This window comes from Halodurantibacterium flavum, from assembly GCF_042681825.1.
GTDB classification, from domain to species: domain Bacteria; phylum Pseudomonadota; class Alphaproteobacteria; order Rhodobacterales; family Rhodobacteraceae; genus Halodurantibacterium; species Halodurantibacterium flavum.
On sequence record NZ_JBHUGH010000001.1, the window covers coordinates 219,312 to 239,893 of the forward strand.

Sequence of the window (20,582 nt, forward strand, 5' to 3'; positions counted from 1 at the left end):
CCGGCGGACTAACTATGGTGGACTAACCCGAGGGGGCAACCGCCATGAAGACCGTCAACATGCACGAGGCCAAGACCCATCTGTCGCGCCTTGTCGAGGGCGCCGCCAACGGTGAGCCCTTTCTCATCGCACGGGCGGGAAAACCGCTCGTCAAGGTCGTGATGATCGAGCAGGAGGCGCCGCGCCGCACCGGCTTCCTCAAGGGCGCGGTGGATGTTCCGGCCGATTTCGACACGATGGCCACTGACGAGATCCGCGCGATGTTCGAGGGGCGCGGGCAGGCGTGAACCTGCTTCTCGACACGCATATCCTGCTCTGGTCGGCGGCGCGCGATGACCTGATGTCGCCGCGCGCCGATGCGCTGGTCAAGGACCCGGCCAACACGCTCTGGTTCAGCGTGGCGAGCCTTTGGGAGGTCGCGATCAAGCGCGGGCTCGACCGGCCCGATTTTCGCACCGATGCCGGCGTGTTGCGCGCCGGGCTGATCGCCAACGGCTATCGGGAACTGCCGGTCGAGGGACGGCATATCCTGTCGCTGACGACCCTGCCGCCCTTGCATGGCGACCCGTTCGACCGCATCCTGATCGCGCAGGCCATGGCCGAGGGCATGGCCCTTGTCACCGCCGACCGGCGCGTCGCCGACTATGGCGGGCCGGTTCTTCTGGTCTGACATCCGGCGCGCGACCCGCGAATTCGGGCATGGAGTGGAAGATGGCCCTTGAGAAATATTTCTGGGTAAGGCCTGAATTAGACGACGCTCAGACCGGGCTCCACGTAACGGACAATACGCCAAGCTGGATGATCCGAAAAGAATACTATGACGATCCGGCCTACGTCGAAAGGCTGAGGGCCACGCGCATAGATTATGTGTGGGCGGATGAGGACGCATGGAGCGAGGACGAAAGCGTTTACCGCGCCGACTTTCTCTACCTGGGTTTCGGCGTTTTTTGCTGCTCGAAGCAACTCTTTCACAGCCTCCCGCTTGGGGCGGATGAGACGGTTGCCATCCCGGTGTTCGTTTCCGGCGAGGAATACGCTGCGTTCCGGCCTGCGCTGTTCAGCGAAAATCTGGATATGTCGAGTTCAGTATACCGCGTCCTTTCGACGGGAACCGCCTATGGCTTTTCCCGCGTTGTCCTGTCGCTTCCACCGCCGAGAGGGACGGGCATATTGGGACTGGAGCTTGATGGCCGCAAACTGCATCTGAGCGTCGTCAGCAATACGTTCTACCGCTTTTACAGGGACCTGAGCCTTTCGGGCCTGACGTTCCACGAGGCGTGGCCCTATCACGGGTCGGCCTGACAGGGGCGGAGCCAGGAACGCCCCCTTTCCCCGACCGTCACATCCCCGTCACCGGAATCAGCTAGCTCTGCGCGCAAGGCCTTGCACACCTGTGCAGGGCTATCCGGACCAAGGGGCGAAGGCGTGGCGGAAACGGCGGACTATCTCGATATCGCGGGGCTGAAGGTGGGTTACGGCAGCACGCCTGTGCTGTCGGGGATCGACCTCTCCATCGCGCGGGGCGAGTTCGTGGCCCTGCTGGGTGCCTCGGGATGCGGCAAGACCACTCTGTTGCGCAGCCTTGCCGGGTTCGTGACACCCGATGCGGGGCGGATCAGCGTCGACGGGCGCGACATCACCCGTCTGCCGCCCGACCGCCGTGGAATGGCGCTGATGTTTCAGACCTACGCGCTCTGGCCGCATATGACGGTCGGGCAGCATATCGCCTATGGGCTGCGCCTGCGTCGGGTCGCGCGGGCCGAAATCTCCGCCCGCGTGGCCGAGCTGGAAACCATGCTCGGCCTGCAGGGCCTCTCGGACCGCAAGCCCGCGCAGCTTTCGGGCGGGCAGCGGCAGCGGGTTGCGCTGGGGCGGGCGCTTGCGGTGCGGCCGGACATCCTGTTGCTGGACGAACCGCTCTCGAACCTCGATGCGCGCATCCGGTTGCAGTTGCGCGACGAAATCCGCGCGCTTCAGAAACAGCTGGGGATCACGGCCGTGCATGTGACCCATGACCGGGAAGAGGCGATGGTGATGGCCGACCGCATCGTCATCATGGACCGGGGCCGCATCCAGCAGGTCGGCACGCCCGAGACGCTTTATAACCATCCGGCCTCGGCCTTTGTCGCGGCCTTCATGGGGGCGGAAAACAGCCTGCCGCTGGAACTGGGACCGAAAGCGGGGCCGAAAGCGGGGCCGGAATTTGGATCGGGCGGGTTTATCCCCCACACTCCCCGCCGCCCCGGGCTCTACGAGGCGCGCTTTCGCGCCGAGGCCGCGCGGCTTCACGCCCCCGACGCGGCGCCCGCGCCCGGGCCCGGAACCCTGTCGCTCCCGGTGACGGTCGAGGCCGTGTCCTATCCCGGCGGGGTCTGGCTGCACCGCCTGCGCCATGACGGCGCGATCCTGCAGGCGACCGCGCCCCATCCGCTGCCCGTGGGGCCGGCGGTGCTGCAGGTGCCGCCCGATGCGCTTTTCCTCTTTCCGGCCGGGGACGATGCGCCCGGGCCGTCCCCCTTCGGGACCGGCAATCAGGACGGCCGGCAACCCGACCTTCTTTCCGCCTGAGACGTCCTGCCCAAGACGGAGATACCGTTCATGAACCGCACCCTTGCCGCCGCGATCGCGCTTGGCGCGACGCTCAGCCCTGCGTTCGCCGACGAACTGACCGTCGTCACCGCAGGCGACCAGAACATGGTCGACTACATCAACGAATATCTCGGCCCCCTGTTCGAGGAACGCAACCCCGGCCACACCGTCCGCGCCGTGGGCACCGGGCCGGGCGATGCCGGGTCGCAGAAGATCCACGAACGGTTCGAGGCGCAGGCCGGTGCCGGCGCGGGCCAGTGGGACACTGACGTGGCTGTGGTGCACGAGAAATTCGTGGGCCCGATGGTTGAGGCCGGCTGGCTGGCCAGCTACCGCGACGATATCGGGACCGGCAGCCTTGTGACGCGGGCCAATGCGGACATGGCGCTGGGATCGGATGTGCGCGGCTATGTCATGCCGATGTTCAACAGCCAGACGGCCATCGCCTACAACCCGGCCATGGTTCCGAACCCGCCGCAAAGCTATGACGAGATCCGTGCCTGGGCGGCCGAGAACCCCGGCATGTTCGGCTATAACGGCATCAAGGGCGGCGCCTCGGGCGTGAGCTTCGTGATGGGCTGGGTCTATGCCTATGGCGAGGGCGATGCTGCGCGCCTCATGCAGGGCCCCTTTGACGAGGCCGAGACGCAGAACTGGACCACCGCCTTTGAAACCCTGCGCGAGTTCACCAACAACGCGACCCTGACGCCGGGCAATGCCGGAACGCTCGACATGCTGGCGCGGGGCGAGATCGCGATGGGCCCGGTCTGGGTCGACATGTTCTACAGCTGGCAGGCGAACGGGCAACTGCCGCCCGAATTTCGCCTCGTGCTGCCGGAACCGGGGATGCCGGGCCAGCCGATGCATTACGTGATCCCGGAAAACACCCCGAACCGCGATCTGGCCCTGGCCTTTGTCGAGCTTGCCACCAGCCCCGAGGTGCAGGCCCATGGCATCGTCGAACGGTTCAACTGGTATCCCGGCATCGACGCGCAGCATGTTCAGGCCGAACTGCCGGCCGAGGTCTGGAACAAGCTCTTTACCGATGTGACGCCGGAGCAACTGGCCGCGCGCGGCAAGCCCTTCCCCATCGCGCCCTACAACACCGCGATCCTCGAAGCCTATGAGACCTATCTCGCCAACTGAGGCGGGCAGGGGCGCCGCGACCCGGCGGCGCCCCCTTCCGGATCAACCAATGACCCCGTTCCGTATTCCCCGCCATCTGCCCGGCCTTCTTCTGGTGCTGCCGGCGCTGGCGACGATCCTTCTGTTCTTTGCGCTGCCGCTTGCCTTTTCGGTGACCGGGGCCTTTGCCACGGCCGAGGGGCGGGGGCTCGAGAATTTCGCCAAGGCCTGGACGCTCTACCGTCGCGACATCCTCCTCACGCTGCTCATCACCGGGCTTTCGACCGTGCTGATCGGCGTGCTGGCCATCGCCATCGGCGGATACCTGACGCTGGGGGAAAACCCGCGCGCGGTCGCGATCCTGCGCTGGCTTTACCGCTGGCCGCTCTTCATTCCGTTCATCGTGACGGGCCAGGTGCTGCGCACTTTCCTTGCCAAGAACGGGATGATGAACGGCGCGCTCGGCTGGATCGGCGCGGTCGATCCGGTCACGGCGTCAAGCTGGCTCGACTGGCGCGGGATCGTCTTTGCCTTCGTCTGGAAACAGACGCCCTTCGTGGCGCTGCTCTTGTCGGGGGCGATGGCCTCGCTGGACCGGGGCACGATCGAGGCCGCGCGCAACCTTGGTGCGGGGCGGCTGCGCATCCTGTGGCAGATCGTGGTGCCGCAGGTCGGGCGCGCGCTGCTGACCGGGCTGATCCTGTCCTTCGTCACGATGATGTCCGTCCTGTCGGTGCCGCTGATGATCAACGCGCAGTCGCCGACCATGTTGACCGCGAACATCGCATTCCGGCTGAACGCCTATGGCGATTACGGCGTGGCGAATGCGCTTGGGGTCGTGTCGCTGCTGATGACGGCCGCCTTTGCCGCGATCTACCTGCGCCTCAGCCTGAGGGACCGGTCATGAGGGCGCTCTGGTGGCTGCCGCGCGCGCTGATCCTGGGCGGGCTCGCCTTCGTGATCTTCGGCCCGCTTCTGAACCTTTTGCTCTGGACGGTGGCCGAGCGCTGGTTCTGGCCCAATGCCCTGCCGACGCAATGGGGCTTCAGCTACTGGGAGCGGGTCTTTTCCCCGCGGGGAAATACCTGGGAGGCGCTGAGAAACAGCGTTCTGGTCGCGTGCCTGACCGTCACCCTGTCACTTTCACTTGCCATTCCAGCGGGTTACGCGTTGGCGCGGCTGCCTTTGCCCGCACGCGCGCTGATCCTGATCGCGTTCCTTCTGCCGCAGGCCTTCCCGAACCTGCCGGTCTATGTGAACATTGCGCGGCTCTTCTATCAGGTCGGGCTGAACGGAACGATTGCGGGCGTGGTGCTGGTGCATACGACACATGGGCTGGTCTTTGCGGTCTGGATCGCGACCGCCGCCTTTGCCGCCGTGGGCCGCGATCTGGAAGAGGCCGCGCGATCGGTGGGCGCGGGCCCGTTCCGCGCCTTCCGTGACGTGACGCTGCCGCTGGCGCTGCCGGGGCTGATGGCCTCGGCGATCTTCGTCTTTCTGGAATCGCTCGATGAATTCACGGGGAGCTATTTCGTCGGCGCGCCCGATGTCGCGATGCTGCCCCTGATGCTTTATACCGCGGGGGCGGGCGGGAACTATCAGATCGCCTCGATCGCGGCGGTGGTTCTGCTGGTGCCCTCGATCCTCTTCATGCTGGTGGTCGAACGGTTCCTGCGGGCGGATGTTCTGGCGCGGATCGGCAAATGACCGACGATCCCCGGGACGACATCCGCGATGATCCCGCCGCCGCGACGCTGACGGCCCAAGGGTCGGGCCCCCGCTTTGTCAGCGCGCAGGACGTGGCGCGGCGGGCGGGGGTGTCACGCTCGGCCGTATCGCGCTGTTTCACGCCGGGGGCCAGCATCGCGCCCGAAACCCGCCGGCGCGTGCTCGAGGCTGCGGCCGCACTCGGCTATCAGGTCAACGATCTGGCGCGCGGTCTTCTGGCCAGCCGCAGCCGGCTGGTGGGCCTTGTGGTCACGAACCCGGAACTTGGCTTTCGCGCCTATCTGGTGGCGGCGCTGTCGCAGGCGCTGATCCGGCGCGGATCGGTGCCGGTCCTGGTGAACACCGGCCGCAGCCCCGCCGAGATGGAGGCCGCCCGCGCGATCCTCTTTGGTCACCGGGCCGAGGCGACGATCGTGCTTTCCGGATCGCCCCCCGCCGATTTCGTCGAGGCCGCGCGCCAGAACGGGCAGGCGCTGGTGGTGATCGGCCGGGATGAGCCCGGCTGCGACACGCTGCGCATCGACGGGGCGGGGGCTGCGGCCCGGGCTGCCGCGCTCTTTGCGCAGGAAGGGCGCCGGCATCTGGCGCTGATCGGCTCGGCCTCGGACACGCCGACGCTGCGGGAAAGAGAGACCGCCTTCCTTGCAGCCGCCCGCGATCTGGGGCTCGGGGTGACGCATCTGCGGGGGCCGGACAGCGATCATGCGGGGGGCCATGCGGCGGCGGTGGACCTTCCGCGCGACACGGATGCGGTCTTTTGCGTGAACGACCTGATGGCCTTTGGCCTGATCGACCGGCTGCGCCGCGCGGGGCGCACCATTCCCCGCGATCTGTCGGTGATCGGGTTCGACGATCTGCCGGAATCCCGCTGGGGCGCCTATGACCTGTCGAGCTTCCGGCAGGACCCGGCGGCCATGGCGGCGGCGGCGATCCGGCTGCTGGACCGGCGGCAGGCCGAGCCCGCGGCACCCCCGCTTGCCCTCACGCTGCCCGCGCCCTTTGTCGCTCGCGCGACCACCCTGCTGAAAGGAACGCCATGAAGCTGATCCAGATCACCGATCTCCATCTGGTGCCCGCGGGCGGGCGCATCCTGGGCATCGACCCGGCGGCGCGGCTGCGGGACTGTATCGACGATATCAACGCCCATCACGCGGATGCCGATCTTGTGGTGCTGACCGGCGATCTGGCCAATAACGGCGAGCCGGGCGCCTATGACATTCTGGATGCCGAACTGGCGCGGCTGCGCGTGCCGTTCCGCCTGACGCTGGGCAACCATGACGACCGGGCCGAGGTTCTGGCGCGTCACCCCGGGGCGGCCGACGGGGCGGGCTTTGCGCAATCGGTCTGGGACGGGCCGGGCGGCCGGGTGATCCTTGCGGATACGCTGCAGACGGGCGCTGTCGAGGGGCATCTTTGCGCTGCGCGCCTGTCGGTGCTGGACGGCTGGATGGCCTCGGCGCCGGGGCCGGTATGGCTCTTCCTGCATCACCCGCCGATGGCGCTGGGGATGCCCGCGCTGGACCGGGTGCGGCTCGATGCGCCGTCGCGCGCGGCGCTGCTCTCGCTGGCGCAGCGGCACGGCAGAATCGCCCATATTGCGGCGGGGCATGTGCACCGCCCCTCGGCCGGGCAGTGGTACGGGATACCGGTCACGACCCTGCGCAGCACCTGCCACCAGACCGCCTTTCAGTTCGAGGACCGGTTCGCGAGCGTCCCCGAACCCCCGGCCTATGCGGTCTTTGTGATCGGCGACGAAGGGGCTGCGGTGCATTTCCACGACTTCCCCACCCGCGACCTTCGGGCCTGACTTTTTTCGACCCGTGCAGGCAGGCTGGCGCCCCCGCGCGCGACGGGCCATACTGGCCACGGGGTCAGGTCAGGCGGGAACGATGCAGCATCCGGACGGCAGCATGGACGAGGACGAGGAAGAGACCGGCGAGGCCGATCTCTGGTTCCTGCCCGGCCCGCCCGAGGATGAACCACCCGGCGGCCCGCTGCTGCCGCCCCTGCCGCGCGCGGGACCTGCCGAGGGGGCGCTGGTCGCGGAATGGGGCCGGGCCGAGGCGGCGCTGGCGCCCGCACTTGCCCGTGCGGCCGCGCGGCTCGGTGCGCTCGACGACCGGCTGATGCGGGGGCCGTCGGGCTGGCGGCATCGTCTGGCCCTGCGCGAGGCGGCGGAACTCAGCTGGTTGTCCGGCGACCGGGTGGGACCGGACCGGATGGCGCTCTGGCTCGCGCTGCGGCTTTCGGGCGTGCAGGACGATGCGCTGGCGCTGTCGCGGCTGGGCTGGGCGGTGCGGCGGCTGACCGGCGGCCCGGGGCCCGAGGCCGGGCTGGCCGAGTTTCTGGGCCGCCACGACCCCGCCCAGCCCCCCGACCACGTCGACCCCGGACAGGGGGTGCCGGAACCGCTGGCCGACCGGGTGGCCGCATGGGCAGCCTCGATGGACCTGGGCGCGGACCTGCACCCGATCACGCGGGCGGCGATGGGGTTTCACCTCTGGCCGGTGGCGGGCCTGCCCGGCGAGGGCGCGCTGGAGCCCGCCGTGACCGCCGCCCGGCTCGCCACCGCCGAATGCACGGGCGGGGCGGTCTTTGCACCGCTTGCGCTTGGCGGGGCGGCGGGATTGCGCGGGGCAGGGATGGGCGCTGGGGCAGGGAGTGGTGGGATCACCGACCGGCTGGCGCGCTGGTATGACGGCCATGTCACCGCGACCCTTGCCGCCATGCGGGAACTCGACCGGCTGGAGGTCTGGCGCCGCCGCGCCGAGGAGGTGACGGCGACCCTCTCGGGGCGGACGCCGCGCCGCCTGCTCGATGCCTTTGCCAGCTGGCCGCATCTTTCCGCACCGATGGCCGAGCATCTGACCGGCGCGAGCCGCGCGGCGGTCCAGCGCAACATCACATGGTTCGAGGCGCGCGGTCTTGTGCGCGAGGTGACGGGGCAGGGGCGCTATCGCTTCTGGCGCGCGGATCTCTGACGCCCTGGCCTTGGTGCTCCGCCCTTGCGGAAGCCCGCCGCGCCGTATGTCTTGCCGATTGCCGAAGGCGCGTCCTGCGCGCTAGACTGCCCCGGCAGGCTTGGACCGGGGGCAGGGTGACGACGCAATCAGCCTATTACGAGGTCGTAAGGCAAGCCCTCAAGCGCAATATCGACGACGGGGTGCTGCCGCCCGGCACGCGGCTTTTCGCGGCGGCGGTGGCCGACCGGCTGGGGGTAAGCCGCTCGCCCGCCCGGCGCGCGCTCGAAATGCTCGCGGCCGAGGGCGTAATCCGCCGCGACCAAGGGCGCGGCTATCTGGTGGGCGACGCCCCGCCGCAGGAGGTCCGGACGAACCTTCACCTTCTGGACCTCGACCTGCCGCAGACCGGCCCCGCGCCGCTGGTCCGCGCGGGCTGGGAACGGATACTGGAGCGGGTCGAGGCCGATGTGCTGGAGGCGATTCCCTTCGGCGTCTGCCAGATCTCCGAGGCGGCGATGGGGGCGCATTTTTCCGTCAGCCGGACCGTGACGCGTGAGGTTCTGGCGCGGCTGCATGAACGGGGGCTGATCGTCAAGGATCGCGCCTCGCACTGGATGGCGGGGCCGCTGAGCGCGCGGATGCTGGACGACCTGCACGAAATCCGGGTGCTGCTGGAACCGGCGGCGCTGCGACGGTCGGCGGCACGGCTGGCGCCGGCGGAACTGGCGGCGATGCGCGCGCGGATCGAGGGGGACCTCGATCGCGAAGATCCGCTGCGCCCCGCGGCCATCGCCCGGCATGAGGCCGACCTGCACGAGACCTGCCTGATGCGCCAGCCGAACCAGCGTCTTGCGCTGGCGCTGCGGGGGTTGCAGGTGTCGCAGATCGTCAACCATCTCTTTGCGACCCATGTGGCGCGACACCGGGAACAGCCGATGCTGCTGGAACACCGGCTGGTGCTCGACCACCTGATCGCCGGCGATGCGGCCGGGGCGGCGGGGGCGCTGGCGCACCATCTGGAGGCCGATCACCAGCGCACGCGCGCCCGGCTCAAGGTGCTGTCGGTCTTTGCGCCGCCGCCCCCCGCCCCCTACCTGAGCCGGAGCCTCTGATGCGCAACATGTCCCGCTCCATTCCGCGCCCCCTGCGTGTCATCGGCCGGAGCGAACTGGTCATCGCCCCGATCCGCGAGCGGGTGCAGAAGGACCTGGGCCTGCCGATCGAATTCGAGGTGATCGACGACAGCGAGGTCCTGCAGCGCGTCGTCACCCGGCCCGAAAGCTTTGACGTCTATCACCAGTGGCACACGATCGACCTGATCTGGACCGCCCGCTGCGTGCAGCCGATCGAACTGGACCGGATCGCCATCGCCGCCGATATCCGGGCGGCGGCCCTGTCCCGGACGGGCAGCGCGCAGGTGATCGGCACGGTCTTCGACAAGCTTTTCGTGCAGCCCGATGGCAGCCCGGGGCGCGCGCCCGGCGACCGGCTGACCATGCTGCCGGTGATGCACGGGGTGGACAGTTTCGTCTATCTGCCCGCGCTGCAGGACAGGCTGCGCCCCGGCGAGGCCGACAGCTGGGGCTTTCTGCTCGACAGTCGCTGGGCGGGGCAGGTGGCGCTGATCGCCGACCCGGTTCTGGGCATGATCGAGGCGGCGCTGGCGGCCGAGGCCACCCTTGGCACCTCGTTCGACGATATCGGCAACCTGAGCATCGAAGAGGTCGATGCGATCATCGACCTGCTGGTCCACAAGAAGAAGACCGGCCATTTCCGCCCGCCCTGGTCGCAGTTCGACGACGCCGTTCGCGTGATGCAGCGCGGCGACGTGATCGCGCAGAGCATGTTTTCCCCCGGCGCCGCACGGCTGCGTGCGCTTGGCGTGCCGGCCATCGTCTCGACCCCGCAGGAAGGGTGCCGGGGCTGGCATGCGGATCTCTGCATCTCGGCCGCCGCGAGCGGAGAGATGCTGGACGCGGCCTATGCCTATCTGAACTGGTGGCAGGGCGGCTGGGCGGCGGCCTGTGTCGCGCGGCAGGGCTATTACGCGACCTTTCCGGGCGCCATCCGCGACCATCTGGCGCCCGAGGAATGGGACTACTGGTATGACGGGCAGCCGGCGGCGCGCCCTCTGACGGACCCCCATGGCGTGATCTCGATCCCCGAAGGCCACCGGCGCGAGGGTGGTTCCCACCGCGAACGGATGTCGAGCGCCCGGGTCTGGAACAGCTTCATGGACGAACACGCCCATGTGGCACGGCGCTGGCGCGCGTTCATCGGGTAGATAACTGTACAGCCGTATCCAGAATCCACTAGGATTTACGGTGCACAGGCCTCTGGTGCCTGCCGGCCCGCCTTTCGCGCGGCTATTTTGAGCAGAAGAAGGTTCATGCCCTGCACGGCTCCTGCTTTTGCGTCGGCGTTCGAATCAACGATTGGCCAGCTCAAGCGACCGTTATGAATTATGCGTCCAAAAAACACGCATATGTCCCGCAGGACGGTCAAAATTCGCCACACCGGGGAAAGATGGCGGAATGATTGTGCCCGCCGCGCCATCCCCGCTTTGGATCGCGGGCGGGGCGGGTGCAACTGGGGCGACCTGACCGCAGCCCAGAGGAGACCGGCGGTGCGCTCTCTGCTCGACCTCGAACTCGTATCCGTGACCAAGCGCTATGGGGACGCCGTGGCCGTCAACGCGGTCAGCCACCTTTTCCCCGCGGGGAAATACGTCTGCCTTCTGGGGCCATCGGGCTGCGGCAAATCCTCGACCCTGCGGATGATCGCGGGGCATGAAGGGGTCAGCGACGGCGCGATCCTGCTTGACGGGCGCGACATCTCGCACCTGCCGCCCGCCCGGCGCGGCACGGCGATGATGTTTCAGAGCTACGCGCTCTTCCCGCATATGACGGTGCTCGACAACGTGGCCTTCAGCCTCAAGATGAAGGGGACGGACCGGGCGACCCGCCACCGGCGCGCGGGCGAGTTGCTGGAACTGGTGGGCATGTCGCATCTGGCACAACGCCTGCCGGCCCAGCTTTCGGGCGGCCAGCAACAGCGCGCGGCGCTGGCACGGGCGCTGATCACCGACCCGCAGGTGCTGCTCCTCGATGAACCGCTTTCGGCGCTCGACCCGTTCCTGCGGACGCGGATGCGGACCGAACTCAAGCGGTTGCAGCGTGAACTGGGGATCACCTTCATCCATGTCACCCATGGCCAGGACGAGGCGCTGGCGCTGGCCGACCAGATCGTCATCATGAACAACGCGGTGATCGAACAGGCCGGAACCGCGCGCGAGGTGTTCAACGCCCCGAAAAGCGAGTTCGTCGCGCGGTTCATGGGGGGGCATAACGTGATCGCGCTCGGCGGGCGACGCCATGCCCTGCGCGCCGACCGCACGCGGCTGGTCGTGCCCGGGGCAGGCGCGCTGCCGGGGATATCCGACGGGATCGACGCGACCGTCACATCCTATGAATTCCTCGGCACGCATGTCGCGGTGGGCCTGATCGGGCCGGGCGATGCGGAACTGACCGCCATGCTGCCCGAAGAGAGCTTTTTCGCAGCCCCGGTGGAGCCCGGCCATGCCGTGCGCGTGGGCTGGCATGACGCCGATCTGCATCAGCTGGACGCCTGAACGGCGCCCTGAACATGAGGGCCAACGCCCCGCCAACAGGAGAGAGAAAATGACCGAGACGAAGGGAAAGGGACTGAGCCGCCGCGCCATGCTCAAGGGCGCCGCCGCGGTGGGTGCGGCAAGCGCTGCCTCGACCTTGGGCGCGCCGATGATCTGGGCGCAGAACATCCAGAACATCACCCTGCGGCAGGTGGGCACGGGCGTGTCGAACCTGAACGAGATCGCCCAGAAGGTGAAGGAAGACCTGGGCTTCACGCTGGAAATGACCGCGCTCGACAGCGACGCGGCGACCCAGCGGGCCGCGACCCAGCCCGGCAGCTATGACATCGCCGATATCGAATACTGGATCTGCAAGAAGGTCTGGCCCACCGGCAACCTTCAGGCGATGGACGTGTCGCGGATCGAGCGCTACGACCAGATCGTCGGCATCTTCAAGGACGGCCGCTTGACGCCCGAAAGCACCATCGCCCAGGGCACCGCGCCGCATACCGTGGGCTTTGTGGACGGGCCGGGCTCGACCACCTTCGTAGACGAACAATCGGGGTGGATGACGCTGATCCCCACGATCTACAACGCCGACACGCTGGGCATCCGCCCCGACCTGATCGGCCGCCCGATCGAGAGCTGGGCCGAGCTTCTAAACCCCGAATTCCGCGGCAAGGCGTCGATCCTCGACATTTCCTCCATCGGGATCATGGACATGGCCATGGTCTGCGAGGCGATGGGCGAGGTGCAATATGCCGACAAGGGCAACATGACCCGCGAAGAGATCGACCGGACCATCGCGATCTTTACCGAGGCCAAGCGGGCGGGCCAGTTCCGCAGCTTCTGGAAAACCTTCGACGAGAGCGTGAACCTCATGGCCTCGGGCGAGGTGGTGATCCAGTCGATGTGGTCGCCGGCCATCACCGCCGTCCGGTCGCGCGGGGTGGAATGTGTCTATCAGCCGCTGCGCGAGGGGTATCGCAGCTGGGGCGGCGGCATCGGTCTTTCGGCCGGCCTGTCGGGAATGGAGCTCGATGCGGCCTATGACTACATCAACTGGTATCTGTCGGGCTGGACGGGTGCCTTCCTGATGCGGCAGGGCTATTACTCCGCCGTGCCCGAAACCTCGCGCGAGTTCATGAGCGAGAACGAGTGGGGTTATTGGTTCGAGGGCAAGCCCGCCACCGAAGAGATCGTCAGCCCGCAAGGCCAGGTGCTGGAACAGGCGGGCGCGGTGCGCGACGGCGGGTCCTTCTATGACCGGATGGGCCATGTCGCCTGCTGGAACGCCGTGATGGACGAAAACCAGTACATGGTCCGCAAGTGGAATGAGTTCATCGCCGCCTGAGCGGAAGATATAACGACCGGCGGCGCGGGGCCGTATCCGCGCCGCCAGCCATCAGCAGACCGCCCCGCGGACAAGGATGCGCGATGTCCCCCCATACCAGCCCCCCGACAACCGCGGCCGGCGCCCCGCCCCATGCGGGCGCCACCCATGACAGGACCCATGATGACCGGCGGGCGGCGCTGGCGCGTCTGATGGCCCTGCCTGCGCTGCGCAGCTGGCTTCTGGCGCTGCCGGTGACGGCGGTGCTTGCCTTCTTTCTGCTGCTGCCGATCGTGATGATCGTGATCGTCAGTTTCTGGGGCGCGACCGAATATTCGATCTACCCGGCCTTCGAGTTCGAGAATTACCGCTACCTGTTTGGCTCCGCCGTCACCTGGCGCGTGTTCCTGCAGACCTTCATCTTTGCCGGAACCACATGGGCGCTGACGCTGGTGATCGGGTTCACGGTGGCCTATTTCCTCGCCTTTCACATCCGCAGCCAGACCTGGCAGATCGCGCTGTTCCTGCTCTGCACGATCCCGTTCTGGACCTCGAACATCATCCGCATGATTTCCTGGGTGCCGTTCCTGGGGCGCAACGGGCTGGCCAATCAGGCGCTGATCTCGATGGGAATCGTGGATCAGCCGCTCGAATGGCTGCTCTTTTCCAACTTTGCCGTCACGCTGGCCTTCGTCCACCTTTACACGCTGTTCATGGTGGTGCCGATCTTCAACACGATGATGCGCATCGACAAGTCGCTTATCGAGGCGGCGCGGGACGGGGGCGCCTCCGGGTTCCAGATCCTGACCAATATCGTCATCCCGCTGACCAAGCCGGGGATCATGATCGGGTCGATCTTTGTCGTGGCGCTGGTGATGGGCGATTTCATCACGGTGCGCTTCATGTCCGGGTCGCAGACCGCGAATGTGGGGCGGCTGATTTCCAACGACATCGGGCTTTTGCAATACCCCTCGGCCGCGGCGACGGCGGTGGTGCTGCTGGCCACCGTGCTGATCACCATCGCGATCATGCTGCGCTTCGTCGATATCCGGAAGGAGCTTTGAGATGGACGAGAAACGACCGCTTTCGTTCTATATCCTCGGGGCCTTCTTCGTCCTCTTTCTGATCTTCCTTTATGGCCCCACCTTCACCATCGGCATCCTGAGCTTTCAGGGGCCGCAGGGCGGGCTGACCTTTCCGATGCGGGGCGTGTCGCTCCATTGGTTCGACCAGCTTTTCCGGCAGCAGGCGGTGGGCGACATCTGGGGCGCGTTCCGCCGCAGCCTGCTGCTGGGGCTGATGGTGATGGCCGTCACGGTGGTCTTTTCGGTGATGGCGGGCATGGCGTTCCGGCGGCGGTTTCCGGGGGCGACGGTGCTCTTTTACCTGATCCTTGCCAGCCTCGTGATCCCGTCGATCCTCGTGTCGCTGGGGGTCGGGCTGATCTTCAGCCAGGCGGGATGGCGGATCCACTGGGCAAGTTCCGGCTTTGGCGCGCAGCTGACATGGACGCTGCCCTTCGGGTTCCTGATCATGCTCGCCGTCTTCAACCGCTTCAACGGCGCCTATGAAGAGGCCGCGCGGGACCAGGGCGCGAATACCTGGCAGGTGTTCCGCCATGTGGTGCTGCCGCTGATCGCGCCGTCGCTGATAGGGGTGGCGCTGTTCGGTTTCACGCTGAGCTATGACGAATTCGCGCGCACCCTGCTGACGGCGGGCAGCCGCAATACCCTGCCGCTGGAGATCTTCGGGATGACGACCAACGTAACGTCGCCGGTGCTTTACGCGCTGGGAACGCTGACGACGCTGTTTTCCTTCGGGATCATCGCGGTGTTCCTGATCGTCGCGCTGACGGTGCAGCGGCGGCGGGCGCGCAGGGCCTCGGATGCGGGCAAGGGTGTCGCGTGATGCGGATCGCCCTGATCAACCCGAATTCGACCGTTTCGATGACGGCCAAGATGGCCGCCGCCGCGCGCGCCGCCGCCGGTCCGGGCGTCGAGATCGAGGCCCGCACCTGCGCCGGCAGCCCGCCCGCCATTCAGGGACCGGAGGATGCCGAGGCAGCGGTGCCGCATCTGCTGGCCGAGGCGCTGGCGGCCGAGGCAAGCGGGGCGGATGCGGTTGTGATCGGCTGCTTTGACGATCCCGGGCTTACCGATCTGCGCGCGGCGCTACGCATCCCGGTGCTGGGCATCGGGCAGGCGGGGTTTCACGCGGCGGCCCTTATGGGGCATCGGTTCGGCGTGGTGACGACGCTGGCCGGGTCCGTGCCCGGGGTGGCGGGGAACATCCGGCGCTACGGGCTGGCCGACCGCTGTTCCGGGGTCCGGGCAAGCGGGGTGGCGGTGCTGGAACTGGAGGACCCGGGATCGGGCGCGCGGGCGCGGGTCTCGGCGGAACTGGCCCGCGCGCTGGCCGAGGATGCGCCGGGCGCCATCGTTCTGGGCTGCGCGGGCATGGCCGATCTGGCCCCCGGGCTGACGGCGGAACACGGCGTTCCGGTGATCGACGGGGTGGCGGCGGCAACGGGGCTTGCCGCGGCACTTGTGCAACTGAGGCAGACAGGAACAGCATGACACGTTACCTTTTGACGGCAAGCGCGCAGATGGGCCCCATCGCGCGCAGTGAGACCCGCACCGATACGGTGCGCCGCCTGATCGCCATGATGCAGGAGGCCAAGGGCCGGGGCTGCGAACTTGTCGTTTTCCCCGAACTCGCGCTCACCACCTTTTTCCCGCGCTGGCTGATCGAGGATGAGGCCGAGCTGGACAGCTTTTACGAGACCGAGATGCCCTCGGCGGCGACGCAGCCCCTGTTCGATGAGGCGGCAAGGCTCGGGATCGGCTTCTACCTTGGCTATGCGGAACTGGTGGTGGAGGGGGGCGTCAAGCGGCGGTTCAACACCTCGATCATCGTCGATGCGACGGGGCGGATCGTCGGCAAATACCGCAAGGTCCATCTGCCAGGCACCGCCGAACCCCTGGGCGGGCGGCAGTTCGAGCATCTGGAGAAGCGCTATTTCGAACCGGGCGACCTGGGCTTTCCGGTCTTTCGCGGCTTTGGCGGGGTGATGGGCATGGCGATCTGCAACGACCGCCGCTGGCCCGAAACCTATCGCGTCATGGGTCTGCAGGGGGTCGAGATGGTGATGCTGGGCTACAACACGCCCTTTGACCACGGCAACAACCAGTGCATGGACAGCCTGACCCTGTTCCACAACCACCTGTCGATGCAGGCGGGCGCCTATCAGAACGCGACATGGGTCGTGGGCACCGCCAAATGCGGCAACGAGGAAGGGTCGCGCATGGGCGGCCAGAGCGTGATCGTCGCCCCCTCGGGCGAGATCGTCGCGATGGCCTGCACGGTCGAGGATGAGGTGATCACCGCGCGCTGCGACCTCGACATGGGCAATACCTACAAGACCACGATCTTCGATTTCGCCCGCCACCGCCGCCCCGAACACTACCGGCTGATCGTCGAGCGCACCGGCGCCATCCCCCCATCCGAGTGAGGTTTCCATGAGCACCGTCATCAAGGGCGGCACCATCGTCGCCGCCGACCGCAGCTATGCCGCCGACATCCTGATCGAGGGCGACACCATCGCCGCCATCGGCCCCGGCCTGTCGGGCGACCGGGTGATCGACGCCGAAGGCGCCTATGTCCTGCCCGGCGGCATCGACCCCCACACCCATCTGGAGATGCCCTTCATGGGCACCACCACCGCCGAGACCTGGGAAAGCGGCACCTTTGCCGCCGTCTCGGGTGGTACGACGATGGTGGTCGATTTCGTGATCCCCGGCCCGGACGGCATGTTGCCGGCGCTGGACCTTTGGGCCGAACGCGCGGCGCGGCAGGCAAGCTGCGACTATGGCTTCCACATGTCCGTTACCGGCTGGTCGGAGCAGATCTTCGGCGACATGGAACAGGTCGTCGCGCGCGGGGTGAACAGCTTCAAGCACTTCATGGCCTATAAAGGCGCGCTGATGGTGAATGATGACGAGATGTTCGCCTCCTTCACCCGCTGTGCCCAGCTTGGGGCGCTGCCGCTGGTCCATGCGGAAAACGGCGACCTTGTGGCGGCGTTGCAGCAGAAATACCTGACCGATGGCGTGACGGGGCCCGAGGGACACAGCTATTCCCGCCCGCCCGCGGTCGAGGGCGAGGCGACGAACCGCGCGATCATGATAGCCGATGCGGCGGGGGTACCGGTCTATATCGTCCACACCTCCAGCGAAGAGGCGCATGAGGCGATCCGCCGCGCGCGTCAGGTCGGCCAGCGGGTCTATGGCGAGCCGTTGATCCAGCACCTGCTGCTGGATGACAGCGTCTATGCCAGCCCCGACTGGGATTTCGCTGCCCAACGTGTCATGTCGCCGCCCTTTCGCGACAAGCGCCATCAGGAAAGCCTCTGGGCCGGGCTGGTCGCGGGATCGCTGCAGGTGGTGGCGACCGATCACTGCGCCTTCACGCTCGCGCAGAAACAGCTTGGCCGGGGGGATTTCACCCGCATCCCCAATGGCACCGGCGGGCTGGAGGACCGCATGTCCCTTTTGTGGCATAACGGGGTGGGCACAGGTCGGATCACGATGAACGAGTTCGTCGCCGTCACCTCGACCAACATCGCGCAGATCCTGAACATCTATCCGCGCAAGGGGGCGATCCTGCCCGGCTCGGACGCTGATCTGGTGGTGTGGGATCCGAAAGCCTCGAAAACCATCACGGCGGCTGGCCAGAAGTCGGTCATCGACTACAACGTCTTCGAGGGGCACAAGGTGACGGGCCTGCCGCGTTACACCCTGTCGCGCGGGGCGGTGGTCTGGGACGCAGGCCGGGGCAGCAGCCCGCAGCCCGGCCGTGGGCAGCATGTGGCGCGCCCGGCCTTTCCGGCGGTATCCCGCGCCTATGCCACCTGGAAAGAGCTTGTCGCGCCGCGCCCCGTCAACCGCGCGCAGGAGCACATGCCGATCGGAGTGTGAGAGGAAACGCCATGACGAAAAAGATCATCTGCGCCTTCGGGACCGACATCGACTCCGTCGCCGGCTGGATCGGATCCTATGGAGGGGGCGACAGCCCCTCGGACATCCAGCGCGGGATTTTCGCCTCCGAGGTGGGCATTCCGCGCCTGCTGCGGCTGTTCCGGAAATACGACCTGCGCACCAGCTTTTTCATCCCCGGCCATTCGCTGGAAACCTTTCCCGACCAGATGCGGATGATCGTCGATGCAGGGCATGAGGTCGGCGCCCATGGCTATCTGCACGAAAACCCCGTGGCGATGACCCCTTCGCAGGAAGAGGCGGTGCTGGTGAAGTCGATCGAGCTGATCGAGGGGCTGACCGGCAAGGCGCCCCGGGGCTATGTCGCGCCCTGGTGGGAAATGTCGAATGTCACCGCCTCGCTTTTGCAGAAATACGGGTTCCGATACGATCACAGCCAAGGCTACCGGGATTTCCAGCCCCATTACGCGCGGGTGGGCGATGAATGGACGACCATCGATTATTCCGGCCCGGCCGAAAGCTGGATGAAGCCCCTGAAGCACGGGCATGAGATCGACCTCGTGGAGATCGCGGCGAACTGGTATGTGGATGACCTGCCGCCGATGATGTTCATCAAGAAATCGCCCAACAGCCACGGCTTCGTGAACCCCCGCGATATCGAGCAGATGTGGCGCGACCAGTTCGACTGGGTCTACCGCGAGATGGAGTACGGCGTCTTTCCGATCACCATCCACCCCGATGTGTCGGGCCGCCCGCAGGTGCTTTTGATGCTCGAACGGCTGATCGACTACATCAACGGCCATGAGGGCGTCGTCTGGATGCCGTTCGAGGAGATGGCCGAGGATTTCCGCGCCCGCTATCCCTTTGAGGCCAAAACCCGGCCCGAGGTGATCTGAATGTGCACGGCCTGCGGATTTCCGGCGCGGCCCGGGATCTGGACCGAGGCGGGCCTGGAAGGGCCGGGTGACCGGATGCGGGCGCGGTTCCGCCGGGCGCAGATCCTGCGCGAGGTGCTGCGGGGGCAGGGGCTGACCGCCCATGACGACGGCCAGACCGCGGGCGTGCAGATCGCGCGCCTCTCGGGGGGCGCGCAGATCGTGGGTGCCGTGCCCGAGATATGGCCGGCGGTCGAGGCGATGCTGGGCCGCCCGTTCGACCCGCTCGACCTTGCGGGGACAGAGGGTGGCTGACCGGGCCGGACGGCGGCTGCGGCTGACGGTTCTGGGGGGCTATCTCGGCGCGGGCAAGACGACCTGGCTGCGCCATCTGCTTCATCACTCGGGCGCCCGCCTGCATGTGATCGTGAACGAGGCTGCGGGCCTTCCGGTCGATGACGGGCTTCTGGGGCGCGCGGCGGGCGTGACGGTGCTGGCCGGCGGTTGTGCCTGCTGCGAAGGGCGCGCCGCGCTGATCGCGGCACTGCGCGGGCTCTGCGACGCCTGGGTGGCGCCGGACGCCGCCCGCCCCGATGCGCTGATCCTGGAGACGAGCGGCCTTGCCGATCCAGGGGCGATCGTGGCGGCGATCCGGGCCGATCCGGTTCTGGCGCATCATCTGCTGCTGCATGAAATCGTGGTGATGGTCGATGCGCGCCATGCCCCCGCGCAGCTGCGGGCAGAGCCGTTGGGCCGGGCGCAGGTGGCGGCGGCAGACCGGCTGATCCTGTCGCGCGTCGCGGGGCTGGACCCCTTGGCGCTGGCGCAGGTGCTGGCGGATCTGCGCAGCCTCAACCCCGCCGTGACGCCCGAGGCGGCGGAACATGGTGTGCCATTGCCGCTGCCCGAGCCTGCGGCGGGTGTCGCGGTTGCGCCGCTGCCCCCCCTTGCGGACGAGGCCGGGCCGGTTTCGGCGATGCAAGTCACGGTCGATGGTGCGGATTGGGCGGCGTTCAGCCTGTGGTTATCGGCGCTGCTTCATGCGTGGGGCGATGACCTCGTGCGGATCAAGGGTGTGGTGCCCACGCCGGCGGGGCGCCTGCTGATCCAGACCGTCCGGCGCGAGGTGCAGCCGCCCGAGGTCCTGCCGCCAGACCAGCCGGGGGAGGCGATTGCCTCGGACAGGTACGAAGGCCAGATCGTCGTGCTGGGTCGAGGCTGTGTGGCGGGCGATCTGCAACGCTCGCTTGACCGGTTCACGCGGATCTGACGCGGTGTCGGTCCGGCCGTCCTGTCAGAAAACCGCAAGAATTCGTTGCCCTCGTGGCCGGGCGCTGGTTCAGCCTGTCCGTAATGATGCCGAGG

Annotated in this window: 22 protein-coding genes; all 22 read left to right on the forward strand. The window is 67.5% G+C overall.

Features of this window, described 5'->3' with window-relative positions:
- Positions 1-44: 44 nt before the first annotated feature.
- The 22 genes from ACFSGJ_RS00960 to ACFSGJ_RS01065 all read left to right on the forward strand — a co-directional run bounded on the left by ACFSGJ_RS00960 (position 45) and on the right by ACFSGJ_RS01065 (position 20,487).
- Positions 45-287 (forward strand): type II toxin-antitoxin system Phd/YefM family antitoxin, encoded by a 243-nt coding sequence (locus ACFSGJ_RS00960; RefSeq protein ID WP_390258696.1) that lies wholly within the window; start codon positions 45-47, stop codon positions 285-287.
- Positions 284-670 carry a type II toxin-antitoxin system VapC family toxin gene (locus tag ACFSGJ_RS00965; RefSeq protein ID WP_390258697.1) on the forward strand — a complete coding sequence of 129 codons (387 nt, stop codon included), beginning with the start codon at positions 284-286 and terminating at the stop codon, positions 668-670. The genes ACFSGJ_RS00960 and ACFSGJ_RS00965 overlap by 4 nt, the downstream gene beginning before the upstream one ends.
- 41 nt (positions 671-711) lie before the next feature.
- Positions 712-1,302, forward strand: coding sequence for a hypothetical protein (locus ACFSGJ_RS00970; RefSeq protein WP_390258699.1), 591 nt, complete (start codon positions 712-714; stop codon positions 1,300-1,302).
- Positions 1,303-1,425: 123 nt separating this feature from the next.
- On the forward strand, positions 1,426-2,568 hold the full coding sequence (locus tag ACFSGJ_RS00975) for an ABC transporter ATP-binding protein (protein ID WP_390258701.1): 1,143 nt from the start codon (positions 1,426-1,428) through the stop codon (positions 2,566-2,568).
- Between the two features lie 30 nt (positions 2,569-2,598).
- Positions 2,599-3,735 (forward strand): ABC transporter substrate-binding protein, encoded by a 1,137-nt coding sequence (locus ACFSGJ_RS00980; protein ID WP_390258703.1) that lies wholly within the window; start codon positions 2,599-2,601, stop codon positions 3,733-3,735.
- A 49-nt stretch (positions 3,736-3,784) separates the two neighbouring features.
- Positions 3,785-4,621 carry an ABC transporter permease gene (locus ACFSGJ_RS00985; RefSeq protein ID WP_390258705.1) on the forward strand — a complete coding sequence of 279 codons (837 nt, stop codon included), beginning with the start codon at positions 3,785-3,787 and terminating at the stop codon, positions 4,619-4,621.
- A complete protein-coding gene (locus tag ACFSGJ_RS00990; RefSeq protein ID WP_390258707.1) occupies positions 4,618-5,421 on the forward strand; it encodes an ABC transporter permease in 804 nt (267 codons plus the stop codon). The genes ACFSGJ_RS00985 and ACFSGJ_RS00990 overlap by 4 nt, the downstream gene beginning before the upstream one ends.
- A complete protein-coding gene (locus ACFSGJ_RS00995) occupies positions 5,418-6,482 on the forward strand; it encodes a LacI family DNA-binding transcriptional regulator (protein WP_390258709.1) in 1,065 nt (354 codons plus the stop codon). Before ACFSGJ_RS00990 ends, ACFSGJ_RS00995 begins: the two co-directional genes overlap by 4 nt.
- Complete coding sequence (locus tag ACFSGJ_RS01000) at positions 6,479-7,249, forward strand: phosphodiesterase (protein WP_390258711.1); 771 nt, start codon at positions 6,479-6,481, stop codon at positions 7,247-7,249. Before ACFSGJ_RS00995 ends, ACFSGJ_RS01000 begins: the two co-directional genes overlap by 4 nt.
- 82 nt (positions 7,250-7,331) lie before the next feature.
- A complete protein-coding gene (locus ACFSGJ_RS01005; RefSeq protein ID WP_390258713.1) occupies positions 7,332-8,423 on the forward strand; it encodes a hypothetical protein in 1,092 nt (363 codons plus the stop codon).
- A gap of 116 nt (positions 8,424-8,539) precedes the next feature.
- Positions 8,540-9,517 carry a GntR family transcriptional regulator gene (locus tag ACFSGJ_RS01010; RefSeq protein WP_390258716.1) on the forward strand — a complete coding sequence of 326 codons (978 nt, stop codon included), beginning with the start codon at positions 8,540-8,542 and terminating at the stop codon, positions 9,515-9,517.
- Positions 9,517-10,689 carry an ABC transporter substrate-binding protein gene (locus ACFSGJ_RS01015; RefSeq protein WP_390258717.1) on the forward strand — a complete coding sequence of 391 codons (1,173 nt, stop codon included), beginning with the start codon at positions 9,517-9,519 and terminating at the stop codon, positions 10,687-10,689. Before ACFSGJ_RS01010 ends, ACFSGJ_RS01015 begins: the two co-directional genes overlap by 1 nt.
- A 342-nt stretch (positions 10,690-11,031) precedes the next feature.
- Positions 11,032-12,036 carry an ABC transporter ATP-binding protein gene (locus ACFSGJ_RS01020; protein WP_390258719.1) on the forward strand — a complete coding sequence of 335 codons (1,005 nt, stop codon included), beginning with the start codon at positions 11,032-11,034 and terminating at the stop codon, positions 12,034-12,036.
- A gap of 49 nt (positions 12,037-12,085) precedes the next feature.
- Positions 12,086-13,369 carry an ABC transporter substrate-binding protein gene (locus ACFSGJ_RS01025; protein ID WP_390258721.1) on the forward strand — a complete coding sequence of 428 codons (1,284 nt, stop codon included), beginning with the start codon at positions 12,086-12,088 and terminating at the stop codon, positions 13,367-13,369.
- A 191-nt stretch (positions 13,370-13,560) separates the two neighbouring features.
- On the forward strand, positions 13,561-14,412 hold the full coding sequence (locus ACFSGJ_RS01030) for an ABC transporter permease (protein WP_390258949.1): 852 nt from the start codon (positions 13,561-13,563) through the stop codon (positions 14,410-14,412).
- 1 nt (position 14,413) lies between these two features.
- Positions 14,414-15,256, forward strand: a complete 843-nt coding sequence (locus ACFSGJ_RS01035) for an ABC transporter permease (RefSeq protein ID WP_390258723.1) — start codon at positions 14,414-14,416, stop codon at positions 15,254-15,256.
- Positions 15,256-15,924, forward strand: coding sequence for an aspartate/glutamate racemase family protein (locus ACFSGJ_RS01040; protein ID WP_390258724.1), 669 nt, complete (start codon positions 15,256-15,258; stop codon positions 15,922-15,924). Before ACFSGJ_RS01035 ends, ACFSGJ_RS01040 begins: the two co-directional genes overlap by 1 nt.
- Positions 15,921-16,859, forward strand: a complete 939-nt coding sequence (locus ACFSGJ_RS01045; protein WP_390258726.1) for an N-carbamoyl-D-amino-acid hydrolase — start codon at positions 15,921-15,923, stop codon at positions 16,857-16,859. The genes ACFSGJ_RS01040 and ACFSGJ_RS01045 overlap by 4 nt, the downstream gene beginning before the upstream one ends.
- A gap of 7 nt (positions 16,860-16,866) precedes the next feature.
- Positions 16,867-18,324 (forward strand): dihydropyrimidinase, encoded by a 1,458-nt coding sequence (hydA, locus tag ACFSGJ_RS01050; protein WP_390258728.1) that lies wholly within the window; start codon positions 16,867-16,869, stop codon positions 18,322-18,324.
- An 11-nt stretch (positions 18,325-18,335) separates the two neighbouring features.
- The gene (locus tag ACFSGJ_RS01055) at positions 18,336-19,238 is read left to right on the forward strand and encodes a polysaccharide deacetylase family protein (protein ID WP_390258730.1); all 903 of its coding nucleotides are present in this window, start codon (positions 18,336-18,338) and stop codon (positions 19,236-19,238) included.
- The gene (locus tag ACFSGJ_RS01060) at positions 19,239-19,532 is read left to right on the forward strand and encodes a hypothetical protein (RefSeq protein ID WP_390258731.1); all 294 of its coding nucleotides are present in this window, start codon (positions 19,239-19,241) and stop codon (positions 19,530-19,532) included.
- A complete protein-coding gene (locus tag ACFSGJ_RS01065) occupies positions 19,525-20,487 on the forward strand; it encodes a CobW family GTP-binding protein (protein ID WP_390258733.1) in 963 nt (320 codons plus the stop codon). The genes ACFSGJ_RS01060 and ACFSGJ_RS01065 overlap by 8 nt, the downstream gene beginning before the upstream one ends.
- The last annotated feature ends 95 nt before the right edge of the window (positions 20,488-20,582 follow it).

What these genes read in the sequence shown, in the direction of transcription:
- ACFSGJ_RS00960 (WP_390258696.1), top strand. Translation starts at nt 45, where the DNA reads ATGAAGACCGTCAACATGCACGAGGCCAAGACCCATCTGTCGCGCCTT.
- ACFSGJ_RS00970 (WP_390258699.1), top strand. Translation starts at nt 712, where the DNA reads ATGGCCCTTGAGAAATATTTCTGGGTAAGGCCTGAATTAGACGACGCT.
- ACFSGJ_RS00980 (WP_390258703.1), top strand. Translation starts at nt 2,599, where the DNA reads ATGAACCGCACCCTTGCCGCCGCGATCGCGCTTGGCGCGACGCTCAGC.
- ACFSGJ_RS00985 (WP_390258705.1), top strand. Translation starts at nt 3,785, where the DNA reads ATGACCCCGTTCCGTATTCCCCGCCATCTGCCCGGCCTTCTTCTGGTG.
- ACFSGJ_RS00990 (WP_390258707.1), top strand. Translation starts at nt 4,618, where the DNA reads ATGAGGGCGCTCTGGTGGCTGCCGCGCGCGCTGATCCTGGGCGGGCTC.
- ACFSGJ_RS00995 (WP_390258709.1), top strand. Translation starts at nt 5,418, where the DNA reads ATGACCGACGATCCCCGGGACGACATCCGCGATGATCCCGCCGCCGCG.
- ACFSGJ_RS01000 (WP_390258711.1), top strand. Translation starts at nt 6,479, where the DNA reads ATGAAGCTGATCCAGATCACCGATCTCCATCTGGTGCCCGCGGGCGGG.
- ACFSGJ_RS01005 (WP_390258713.1), top strand. Translation starts at nt 7,332, where the DNA reads ATGCAGCATCCGGACGGCAGCATGGACGAGGACGAGGAAGAGACCGGC.
- ACFSGJ_RS01015 (WP_390258717.1), top strand. Translation starts at nt 9,517, where the DNA reads ATGCGCAACATGTCCCGCTCCATTCCGCGCCCCCTGCGTGTCATCGGC.
- ACFSGJ_RS01025 (WP_390258721.1), top strand. Translation starts at nt 12,086, where the DNA reads ATGACCGAGACGAAGGGAAAGGGACTGAGCCGCCGCGCCATGCTCAAG.
- ACFSGJ_RS01030 (WP_390258949.1), top strand. Translation starts at nt 13,561, where the DNA reads ATGGCCCTGCCTGCGCTGCGCAGCTGGCTTCTGGCGCTGCCGGTGACG.
- ACFSGJ_RS01035 (WP_390258723.1), top strand. Translation starts at nt 14,414, where the DNA reads ATGGACGAGAAACGACCGCTTTCGTTCTATATCCTCGGGGCCTTCTTC.
- ACFSGJ_RS01040 (WP_390258724.1), top strand. Translation starts at nt 15,256, where the DNA reads ATGCGGATCGCCCTGATCAACCCGAATTCGACCGTTTCGATGACGGCC.
- ACFSGJ_RS01045 (WP_390258726.1), top strand. Translation starts at nt 15,921, where the DNA reads ATGACACGTTACCTTTTGACGGCAAGCGCGCAGATGGGCCCCATCGCG.
- hydA (WP_390258728.1), top strand. Translation starts at nt 16,867, where the DNA reads ATGAGCACCGTCATCAAGGGCGGCACCATCGTCGCCGCCGACCGCAGC.
- ACFSGJ_RS01055 (WP_390258730.1), top strand. Translation starts at nt 18,336, where the DNA reads ATGACGAAAAAGATCATCTGCGCCTTCGGGACCGACATCGACTCCGTC.
- ACFSGJ_RS01060 (WP_390258731.1), top strand. Translation starts at nt 19,239, where the DNA reads ATGTGCACGGCCTGCGGATTTCCGGCGCGGCCCGGGATCTGGACCGAG.